The 9,913-nt window shown below is 59.3% G+C and carries 9 protein-coding genes; 8 read left to right on the top strand and 1 reads right to left on the bottom strand.

The features are described from left to right. The first annotated feature begins 3 nt into the window (after positions 1–3). The 8 genes from NW819_RS03695 (at position 4) to glmS (ending at position 9,392) form a co-directional block, all read left to right on the top strand. Positions 4–123, top strand: a complete 120-nt coding sequence (locus tag NW819_RS03695; protein WP_414412922.1) for a 50S ribosomal L9 C-terminal domain-containing protein — start codon at positions 4–6, stop codon at positions 121–123. A 179-nt stretch (positions 124–302) separates the two neighbouring features. Then, positions 303–2,078 (top strand): replicative DNA helicase, encoded by a 1,776-nt coding sequence (gene dnaB, locus NW819_RS03690; protein ID WP_414412921.1) that lies wholly within the window; start codon positions 303–305, stop codon positions 2,076–2,078. A 131-nt stretch (positions 2,079–2,209) separates the two neighbouring features. Then, the gene (locus NW819_RS03685; protein WP_414412920.1) at positions 2,210–3,106 is read left to right on the top strand and encodes a universal stress protein; all 897 of its coding nucleotides are present in this window, start codon (positions 2,210–2,212) and stop codon (positions 3,104–3,106) included. Between the two features lie 46 nt (positions 3,107–3,152). Next, positions 3,153–3,986: a nickel pincer cofactor biosynthesis protein LarB gene (larB, locus tag NW819_RS03680; protein WP_414412919.1), complete on the top strand. Its 834-nt coding sequence runs from the start codon at positions 3,153–3,155 to the stop codon at positions 3,984–3,986. Between the two features lie 260 nt (positions 3,987–4,246). Then, positions 4,247–5,134 carry a TerC family protein gene (locus tag NW819_RS03675; protein WP_414412918.1) on the top strand — a complete coding sequence of 296 codons (888 nt, stop codon included), beginning with the start codon at positions 4,247–4,249 and terminating at the stop codon, positions 5,132–5,134. Positions 5,135–5,338: 204 nt separating this feature from the next. Continuing rightward, positions 5,339–6,145, top strand: coding sequence for an ABC transporter ATP-binding protein (locus NW819_RS03670; RefSeq protein WP_414355855.1), 807 nt, complete (start codon positions 5,339–5,341; stop codon positions 6,143–6,145). After that, entirely contained in the window at positions 6,145–7,368 is a 1,224-nt protein-coding gene (locus NW819_RS03665) for an MlaD family protein (protein WP_414412917.1), read from the top strand. Before NW819_RS03670 ends, NW819_RS03665 begins: the two co-directional genes overlap by 1 nt. A 176-nt stretch (positions 7,369–7,544) precedes the next feature. Continuing rightward, complete coding sequence (gene glmS / locus NW819_RS03660; RefSeq protein WP_414412916.1) at positions 7,545–9,392, top strand: glutamine--fructose-6-phosphate transaminase (isomerizing); 1,848 nt, start codon at positions 7,545–7,547, stop codon at positions 9,390–9,392. On the opposite strand, the gene NW819_RS03655 is transcribed toward glmS, so the two are convergent. Next, a partial coding sequence (locus NW819_RS03655; RefSeq protein WP_414412915.1) for a heavy metal-responsive transcriptional regulator occupies positions 9,353–9,913 on the bottom strand: 561 nt, incomplete at its 5' end. The two genes, glmS and NW819_RS03655, sit on opposite strands and share 40 nt — an antisense overlap.

Genomic DNA, 9,913 nt, shown 5'->3' with positions numbered 1-9,913 from the left:
GATATCGACCGCCGCAACATTCTCCTCAACGAGGAAATCAAAAAAACCGGGGTTTATCCCGTGCAGGTAAAGTTACACCCCGAAGTTACTGCTACGCTGCGCATTCAGGTTACTCCCGAATGAGGACTCACCTTCTGAGGATCCCTGAGTTCCCGTGAGGGATCCCGGGGTGAGTAGGGTTTTTGCCTTAGGCAACAAGCGGGTATGCTCAGCCTAGAGCTTGACCCGCCTGACGATTGGAGCTGACTGGCTGAGAGGCCGGTTGCCCTAGGGCTGGGTTGATTTTCCTATCCTGGCTTGTGGTGATCAGCGATTACGACTTAACGGGTGGGGATCGGCTTCCTCCTCAAAACATTGAAGCCGAGGAGGAAATCCTGGGGGGCATTCTCCTCGATCCGGATGCGTTGGTGCGGGTCGCGGAGTTTCTGCGTCCAGAGATGTTCTATATCTCTGCCCACCAAGAGATTTACCGGGCTGCTCTCCAACTGCACAGCCAAGGCCAACCCACTGACCTGATGACTGTGTCTGCCTGGTTGGCGGATCATCATCTTCTGGAGCGGGTGGGGGGAACAGGGGCGATCCGTCGTCTGCTGGAGCAAACCGTCAGCAGCGTCAACATCGACCAGTATGCTCGCCTGGTGATGGATAAATACATGCGCCGCCAGTTGATCCAGGTGAGCAATACCTTGGCTCGTTTGGCCTACGATACCAGTCAGCCCCTGTCTCAGGTAATGGATCAAGCCGAGCAGCAGGTGTTTGGCCTCACCCAAGAGCGAGTGCAGCGCAGTCTTATCCCGGCCTCTGAGGTTTTGGTCAATATCTTCTCGGATTTGGAAGAGAAGTTCCAAAGCGGGGCACAGCTTCCGGGGATCCCGACCAAATTCATCGACCTGGATAACTTGACCCAGGGCTTGCAGCGATCCGATTTGCTGATTCTGGCCGGTCGTCCCTCGATGGGGAAAACCAGTCTTGCCCTCAACATTGCCCAGAATGTGGCTGCCTATGCCAAGCAGCCGGTCGCCATCTTTAGCTTGGAAATGTCGAGGGAGCAACTGGTGCAGCGGCTTTTGGCCAGCGAAGCCCGCATCGACAGCAGCCGTCTGCGTTCTGGGCGCATCAGCGAACACGAGTGGCAGCGCCTGGGACAAGCCATTGGTTTTTTATCGCAATTGCCCCTGTTCATCGACGATACCCCCGACTGTACCGTTACAGAAATTCGCTCCAAAGCGCGGCGTTTGCAGGCGGAACAGGGGGGAACGTTGGGGATGGTGTTGATCGACTACCTACAACTGATGCAGGGATCCGCTGCTGACAACCGGGTGCAGGAGCTGTCGCGCATTACCCGTGGCCTCAAGGCCATGGCCAAAGAGCTGATGGTGCCGGTGCTGGTGCTTTCTCAGCTCAGTCGAGCTGTTGAGTCTCGCTCCGACAAACGTCCACAGCTGGCAGATCTGCGGGAATCGGGCTGTCTGGCCGGGGATACGCAGGTGATGGATGCGGATCGCGGCAAGATCTGGCGGCTGGATCAACTGGCGGCCCTGCCGGCTTCGGCGGAACTGCCCCGCCTGCTCAGCTTGAACGGGCGCGGGCGCTTGGTGCCCCAACAGCCTGTGAAAGTGTTTTGCAGTGGTCGGCAGCCCACCTGTGTTCTGAAGACCCGCCTCAACTTTTCCATTCGCGCCACCGGCAATCACCCCTTTTTCACCCAACAGGGCTGGAAAACCTTGGACGAGCTGCAATTGGAGGAAGAGGTGGCGGTGGTGGTGCAGGAGGGGCTGATCTGGGATCCGGTGGTGTTCATCAGCGAGCCAGGGGAGCCTCAGCCGGTTTACGACATCGAGATGCCCCGCCACCACAACTTTGTGGCCAACGGGCTGCTAGTTCACAACAGCATCGAGCAGGATGCCGATCTGGTGATGATGATCTACCGCCCGGAATACTACGATCCCAACACCAGCGATCGCGGCATTGCCGAGGTCATCATTGCCAAACATCGCAACGGCCCCACCGGCACTGTGCGCCTGCTGTTCGAAAGCCAGTACACCCAGTTTCGCAACCTGGCAGATCCCAACCGCTGAGCAACCGATGCCGAAGAGGGATCCGGAGCTGCTGCCTTGGGAACAACCCCGCAAGGTGTTAGCTTAGGATCGCTGCGGGCCAAAGCGTTGCTCTTGAGCCGGCTACCCTCTCTCCTAATGCTCAAAACGATATGTTTAAAAACGTGTTAATTGCCACCGACCGCCGAGATGGCCTGCAGCGTTTTGGCAAGTGTCTAGAAGATCTGCACAGCAATGGCATCGAGCGCGTCACCTTCGTCCGCAGCGTAGATTGGCAAGAGGACGACATCGGCATTCCCGACGACATTACCCCCGAAATCCAGGCGGAGCAGGCCCAGTTGCAGAAGCTGCTGAACCCGATCCCGGCGGGGTTGGAAGTCAAGGCTCTGGTGCAGGTGGGCAAGCCGGCAGAGGCGATCTTAAAAGGGATCCAAGCCTACGGCTGCGATCTGTTAATCACAGGCATGGGCACCCACAATCTGCTCGCCGAAAAATTGTTCGGCAGCACCACCATGACGCTGTTGCCGAAGCTGAAAATCCCTCTACTGGTGATGCGCCCCCAGCTGCTGGCTACCTTTACCCTGGAAGAATTGCGCTTGCGCAGCCGCCACCTGTTTCGCTGCCTCTTGGTGCCCTTTGACTTTGAGCAGCCGCGTCAGCAGTTGCTGAACCATCTCGGCCACCTGCTGCCCGGTACTTCCCAGTGCCAGACGCTTACCCTGCTCTACGTGGTGGATCCCAGCGCCCGCCGCAACCAAGGAACTCCGGTGGAGGTGCTCCAACGCAAAGCCGAGGCTGACCTGGCCCAGGTGCTTGAACCCCTGAGCGAGCAGGTGAAGCCCGTACAGCTGCGCACCCTGGTGCGGGTGGGATCCCCTCTCAAAGAGATCCTGGCTACTGCTGCCGATGAAGACATGACGGCCATTGCCACTGCCTCCCCCCATGTGGGCAGCTTTTGGGAGTGGTCGGTTCGCAGCCTAACCGGCGAGATTTTGCGGCAAAGTTGGCATCCGGTGTTGTTTTTCCCGCGCGGGTCTTTGGCCCAGTAGATCCAGGCAAGATCCAAGCCGAGTGTTGCAGATTAACTCATCCTCCATGACCCCCCCCTCTACGACAGCGCTGCAGGATCTGTTTCGGGCGGTGGCCCAAGGGAAGCTCACCCCAGAGCAAGCCCTGCAAGCCTATCGCTTTCTGCCCTTCGAGCCGGTGGGAGATTTCGCCCATGTGGATCACCACCGTCCCTTGCGCACGGGCTTTCCCGAAGCCGTGTGGGGGCCGGGCAAAACCCCAGATCAGATTGCCCAGATCCTGGAGCAACTCCACCAGCGGGGATCCCTGGCCTTGGCCACCCGCATCGAAGCCCAGGTGTATGCCGAGATCCGCAGCCGCTTGCCCCAGGTGCAGTATTCCCAGGTGGCCCGCTTGTGTTGGATCCCGTCCCAGCAGGTGGTCAGCCATCCTGGACAGGTCAGCGTGATCTCCGCCGGCACTGCCGACTTACCGGTGGCAGAAGAAGCCGCCCTCACGCTCGAGCTTTCTGGGTTTCAGGTGAAGCGCCTCTGGGATGTGGGGGTGGCCGGGATCCATCGGCTGCTGCACAACTGGGCGGCCCTGCAAGCAGACGTGCTGATCGTGGTGGCGGGCATGGAGGGGGCCTTGGCCAGTGTGGTGGCGGGTCTGGCGGATTGTCCGGTGATCGCTGTGCCCACCAGCATTGGCTACGGGGCCAGCTTTCAAGGCTTGGCTGCCCTGCTCACGATGCTCAACTCTTGCGCGGCGGGGGTGGGAGTGCTGAACATCGATAACGGTTTCGGGGCGGCGATTCTGGCAGGCCAGATCCTGCGCTGTGGACAACGGCTGGCGGCTCGACTGAGCTCATCCGGCCCCACTGGAGATCCAACAGAGGATGGCCAGATTTCAGAAGGTTAAGAACTGTAAATGGATCCTGAGCCAAACAGGCTATACTCAGGCCATAGTTTAGGCTTGGGCTTTCTCTTTCCCATCCTTCGGGAGTTTGAGGGTGTTGCCTCTGGTCACCTAACTGGGTTCATGCCTTTTTCTGGGGTACCTTTATCCGAAGATGGGGAGGGTTCCTACGCTGGTTAACTGCTGTGTTGGACTGACTGGGGCGGACAAAACGCGCGAATATGCTAATTGATGCAACACTTGTCAAAAATGCAACAGATGCGATGGGGGCAACCTTGATCCTGGCGCAAGGGATGACTCAGTCCTTCACCTGGACAGATATTTTCTTGGTGGCGGCTTTGGTGTTTTTGGAGGCCGCCCTCTCTGCGGACAACGCCGTTGCCCTGGCGGCTCTGGTGAAGCATCTGCCCACCCCCCAGCAGCAGAATCGGGCCTTGCGCTGGGGCATCATCGGCGCTTACAGCTTTCGCATTGCCATTGTCTTCGCGGCAGTTTGGTTGGTGGAGTATCCACCCGCACAGTTTTTGGGAGCCTGCTACCTGCTCTGGCTAGCCTGGCAGCATTTTCGGGGGGAGAAGGAAGGCCAAGAACAGGACATCACCCGCCACGCCAATTTTTGGCAGACCCTGGTGATGGTGGAACTGACGGATCTGGTCTTTTCTTTCGACAGCATCGCTGCTTCGGTGGGTGTCTCCCGCAAGGCTTGGGTAATCATCCTCGGCGGCATTCTCGGCATTACCCTGATGCGCTACATGGCTTCTCTGTTTTTGCGTTGGTTGGATGAGTTCTCTCACCTGGAAGATGCCGCTTTTGCCATCATTGCCCTGGTGGGGAGCACCATGTTGTTGGAAGTGTTTTTCCCCCAAATCGAGATCCCGGAGTGGGGGATGGTGGTGGCCGTGATCCCCTTATTTGTCTGGGGTTTCTCGCGGCGCGTGAAACTCAATTCGGAGCAGGATGAACAGCCGGAGCTGGCTGACGGAGAGAAGAGGGAAGAGAAAAGAGCAGGGGTTACAGACGAGATGGAAATCGTCCCCTCCGGTTGGGTGACTGCCCTTGAGGAAGACCTCGCCCCTGAGCCCCAGAGCAGAGAGAATGGAGAGGAGAGGTACGGCTTGGGCCTATCGCCAGGGATCCCTGATCCGCCTTGATAGGGCTGTGGGCTGCTTCATTGCCTCGGCCCCCACCGACTCCTAAACTAGCAGTGAAGCCGACTCAAGGAGGGAAGCATCCTGAGCCCCCAGTTTTGCTTGAAATCATTGGTCAAGTGCTTCAGAAGCAGCATAGACAGCCCAAAGGAGCAGCAGGCCGCGGAAAATAGGCTCCAGCCTTTGGCGAGGGCGGAGGTTCTGAGCATGCCAGCAGTGCAGAGCACTGCCCCCTTGGTGGAGCTGCGCCAAGTTTCCAAGCGCTTCGGCTCGACGGTGGTGCTTGACCACGTGGATCTGAAGGTGTACCGGGGTGAGGCCCTGGGCCTGGTGGGGCCTTCGGGCACCGGGAAATCGACGCTGCTGCGCATCATCGCCGGCCTAACGGAGCCAGACGCTGGAGAAGTGCTCTGGTGCGGGATCCCGCTCCCGGAGATTCAAGCCCATCATGCAACTCCCCCTTTGCGAGTAGGGATGGTGTTTCAGCAGGCCGCCCTCTTCGACTCCCTGACGGTGGAAGAAAACGTGGGGTTTTTGCTCTACGAGCACTCGCAGTTGCCCCGCTCCCGTATTCAGGAATTGGTGGCCGCCAAGCTGGAGGCGGTGGGACTGGCGGGCAAAGAGCACAACCTGCCAGAAGAACTCTCGGGGGGGATGCGCAAACGGGCCAGCTTCGCCCGCGCCATTATGGAGGATCCTTCTCTGCCCCAGGATGAGCCCCAATTGCTGCTGTACGACGAGCCCACTGCGGGTTTAGATCCCATTGCTTCGACGGTGATTGAAGATCTCATTCGGGAGCTGCAGCAGGTGAAAAAAGCCTGTGAGAGCTACATTGTGGTGACCCACCAACACAGCACCATTTACCGCGCCACCGACCGCATTGTCCTGTTGGCTCAGGGGCGGGTGCAGTGGGAGGGATCCGTGCAGCAGATTGAAACGTGCGATAACCCCTTTGTGCGGCAGTTTTTCAGCGGTAGCGTAGAAGGGCCAATTCAAGTGGCGGGGCAGGTGTGATGCGTTCGCGAGCAGTGCGAGAAGGGGCAGTGGGCCTGTTGATCCTGGCGGGGGCGCTGGGCTTTGCCGGCCTGTTTTTGTGGATCTACAACCTGCGCTTTGGCAGTCGCGGCTTTCAATTTACCGTCACCTATACCAACGTGGCCGGGCTGGCCGAGGGATCCAGTGTGCGGCTGCGGGGGGTAACCGTAGGTCGGGTGGAGCGTATCACGCCTCAACCCAATCAAGTGGAGGTGCAGGTGGCCATTGACCAGCCTTTGGCTATTCCCCGCAACGCCCTGTTTGTAACCAAACAGACGGGGTTGGTGGGGGAAACGGTGATGGACATCCTGCCCCAGGGGAGGGGTCAGGCGGCAACGGGATCCCCTCTGGCAGCGGATTGCGACAGCAGTCAAATCATCTGCGATGGGGATGTGGTGGAGGGCAAACCTGGAGTGGATTTTGGCCAGTTATTGATCCGGCTGGATCAGTTGCTCACACGGATCAACGACGATGAGCTCTTCGACACCCTTAACGCCACCCTAGAAGGGCTCACCCGCGTCGCCAATAGCGTAGCCAGTCTTTCAGAAACCGTAGAAGAGCAGGTAGCGGCTATTCGCACCGAAGATCTGGACTTGTTGCAATTCACCATGGCTGCCACGGCCATCCAAGACGCGGCTGGGGCTGTAAGGGGAACTGCCCGCAGTTTTCAAGCGGCTGCCGATCAATTCACCGCCCTGGTGGATCAAAACCGCACTTCCCTTAACGCCGTCCTGGAGAACATTCAGCAGGTGAGCGCCGATCTCCAGGCCATGTCGAGCGCGGTGCGCCCGCTGGTTACCGATCCACAACTCCAGGCCGATGTGCGCCAGATCCTGGCCGAGGTGCGAGCGGCTGCGGAGAACGTGGCCCAAGCTACCGAAGATCTGCAGCAGATTGCCGCCAGCCTCAACGATCCGGGCACTTTAGCTACTCTGCGCCAAACCCTCGATTCCGCCCGCATCACCTTTCAGAATATGCAAAAAATTACCGCCGACATCGACGAGCTGACCGGGGATCCCCAGTTTCGCCGCGGCATTCGAGAGTTGGTATTGGGGCTGAGCAACTTGGTCTCCAGCGTCCCTGGGGAAGATGGGATCCAGCCCGCGGTGGCCGAAGGTTATCAGTTCCATTTTGCGCCCGTCTCTTTTGCCCAGGGGATTGTCTCTGGATCCCAAGGATGGCAGCCGCAGACTTCCCCATAAGTTGGCTGCCTTTCCCCTCTCTCTAGCGGGAGTCTGGGATCCCTGAGATGACCCGCTGAGGTAACAACGGCGGCCAAAGCCGTTGAAGGGATCCCCAACCTGGGGTAGGCTTTGCGGATAAGGTGTTGCCTGTATTGCTACGCAACGCTGGCGCGACTGAGGTTGAGGTGTGAGGAATGTGTGGCATTGTCGGCTACGTGGGTTTTCAGTGGGCTGCCCCCATCCTGTTGGAGGGCCTGCGCACCTTGGAGTATCGGGGCTATGATTCTGCCGGCATTGCCACAGTGGATCCCGAAGAAGGATTGAGAGTTGTCCGCGCTACCGGCAAGCTGCACAACCTGCTGGTGAAGCTGACGGCCAACATGCCCACGGCCAAGGTAGGGATCGGACATACCCGCTGGGCCACCCACGGCGGCGTGACCGAAGAAAATGCCCACCCCCAGTGCGACGAGCGCGGGCGCATTGTGGTGATCCAAAACGGCATTGTGGAAAACTACCTGGAGCTAAAGGAGCGTCTCCTGGAGCGGGGGATCCCATTTCGCTCCCAAACCGATACGGAAGTGATCGCCCAACTGCTGGGTCTCTACACCGAAGAGCTGGGCTCCTTTGAGGCGGCCTTTGGCCAGGTCATGGGGCAACTGCGGGGAGGAAACGCCGTAGTGGCTCTGGATCGGGAGGCGCCGGATCGGCTGATCGCAGCCCGTTTGGGCAATGCCGGAGCCGTGGTGGTGGGAGAGGGAGAAGGAGAAAACTTCGTGGCCTCCGATCTGCCTGCCATTGTCCGCCATACCCGCAAGGTGGTGTTCTTAGAAGATGGGGAAATGGCGGTTCTCACGGAGTCTCAAGTGCGCTACCTGCGCATTACCGGCGAGGAGCTGCGCAAATCCAGCATCACCGTGGCCTGGGATCCCGTCTCAGCCGCCAAGGGAGGCTACAAGCACTTCATGCAAAAGGAGATCTTTGAGCAGCCCCGCACCACCACCGATACGCTACGGGGGCGGGTGGATCTGGAACAGGGCCGGGTGACGCTGGAGGGGCTAACGCTTTCTGAAGCGCAACTGGCCCACATTGAGCACATCCACGCCGTAGCCTGTGGTACTGCCTGGCACGCCTGCTGGGTGCTCAAGTACTTCATCGAGAGCTTGGCCCGTACCCCTGTAGAGGTGGATTACGCCTCTGAGTTTCGCTACCGCCAGCCGGTGTTGCGCCCCAACCACCTGTTGCTGGCCTTAACCCAGTCGGGAGAAACCGTCGATACGCTGGCAGCCATGAGCGAGGCCCGCACCCAAGGGATCCCGACTCTGGCGATTGTCAACGCCATCGGATCCCAGGCCAGCCGTCTGGCGGATGCCGGGGTTCTCTACATCCATGCCGGTCCGGAGATTGCCGTGGCTTCCACCAAAGTGTTTACCGGCATGTTGGTGGCGGGGTATTTGCTGGCCCTGCAACTGGCCCAAGCCAAAGGGATCCTCAGCCCGGCCCAGATCCAAACCCACCTGCAAGCCTTGATCGAGCTGCCGGGCAAGATCAGCCTGCTGCTGAAGGACGCCGCCCTCTACGACCAACTGGCGGAGCAGTACCATCATGTTGCCAACATGCTCTATCTGGGCCGCTGGGTTAACGCCCCGATTGCCCTGGAAGGAGCTTTGAAGATGAAAGAGGTGAGCTATATCCACGCCGAAGGCTACCCGGCAGGGGAGATGAAGCATGGCCCTATTGCCCTCATCGACGAGCGGGTGCCGGTGGTGTGCATTGCCACCCGGGATCCCGTCTACGAAAAAATGCTCTCCAACATCGAACAGGTGCGGGCGCGGGGGGGACGGGTGATCGCCCTCATCAACCCCGAAGACACCCAGGTGCGGGAGAAAGCCGACCACATCATCGAGGTGCCCAGCACAACACCCCTGTTGTCGGCGGTTCTGAACGTGATCCCTCTGCAGTTGTTCGCCTATGCCATGGCTTTGCGCCGCGGAGCCGATGTGGATCAGCCGCGCAACTTGGCCAAGTCGGTAACGGTGGAGTAACGGCTGTTGCCCTTGCCGCCCCTGGCCTCTGGTTTTTGCAAAATCGGGCAGATCACCTCTTTTTCATCAGCAGCCGCAGGGGGGATCTGCCAATCGGAGAGGAGACCTTGAATTTGGCTTTTCAGCGCTTGCAGATCGGCAATTCGCTGTTCAATCTCCTGCAGCTTGCCTTGCAGATGCTGGCGAATTTCTGGACAAGGCTGCTCCCCTCGGTCGTGGACATCCAGGATTTGGCGGATTTCTTCTAAGCTCAGGCCCAGGCTCTGGCAGCGGCGGATAAAGGCCAGACGAACCAAAACCGAAGGGTCGAACAGCCGATAGCCGGACTCCGCCCGTTCCACCGTTGGCTTCAGCAGGTCTATCGATTCGTAGTAGCGCACCGTGCGTACAGGCAAGCCGGCTGCTAGAGCCACCTGGCCGATCTTCAGGCTAGCAGACAAGTCTCGGACAGCAGCAGGATTCGACATGTCCCCAACCGGATCCCTGTAGATTTCTTCAGCGTGACATACTCCCACACTCAT

Source organism: Synechococcus sp. R8-2 (genome assembly GCF_047461715.1).
GTDB lineage: Bacteria > Cyanobacteriota > Cyanobacteriia > Thermostichales > Thermostichaceae > Thermostichus.
The sequence above is the reverse complement of the archived record's forward strand: the minus strand, read 5'-3'. Positions and strand labels throughout refer to the sequence as shown.

Bases quoted from the DNA above. Each gene is read 5' to 3' on its own strand.
- larB (WP_414412919.1), top strand. From the start codon at position 3,153: ATGACCCCCCCCTCTACGACAGCGCTGCAGGATCTGTTTCGGGCGGTG.
- NW819_RS03665 (WP_414412917.1), top strand. From the start codon at position 6,145: ATGCGTTCGCGAGCAGTGCGAGAAGGGGCAGTGGGCCTGTTGATCCTG.
- NW819_RS03670 (WP_414355855.1), top strand. From the start codon at position 5,339: ATGCCAGCAGTGCAGAGCACTGCCCCCTTGGTGGAGCTGCGCCAAGTT.
- NW819_RS03685 (WP_414412920.1), top strand. From the start codon at position 2,210: ATGTTTAAAAACGTGTTAATTGCCACCGACCGCCGAGATGGCCTGCAG.
- NW819_RS03675 (WP_414412918.1), top strand. From the start codon at position 4,247: ATGGGGGCAACCTTGATCCTGGCGCAAGGGATGACTCAGTCCTTCACC.
- glmS (WP_414412916.1), top strand. From the start codon at position 7,545: ATGTGTGGCATTGTCGGCTACGTGGGTTTTCAGTGGGCTGCCCCCATC.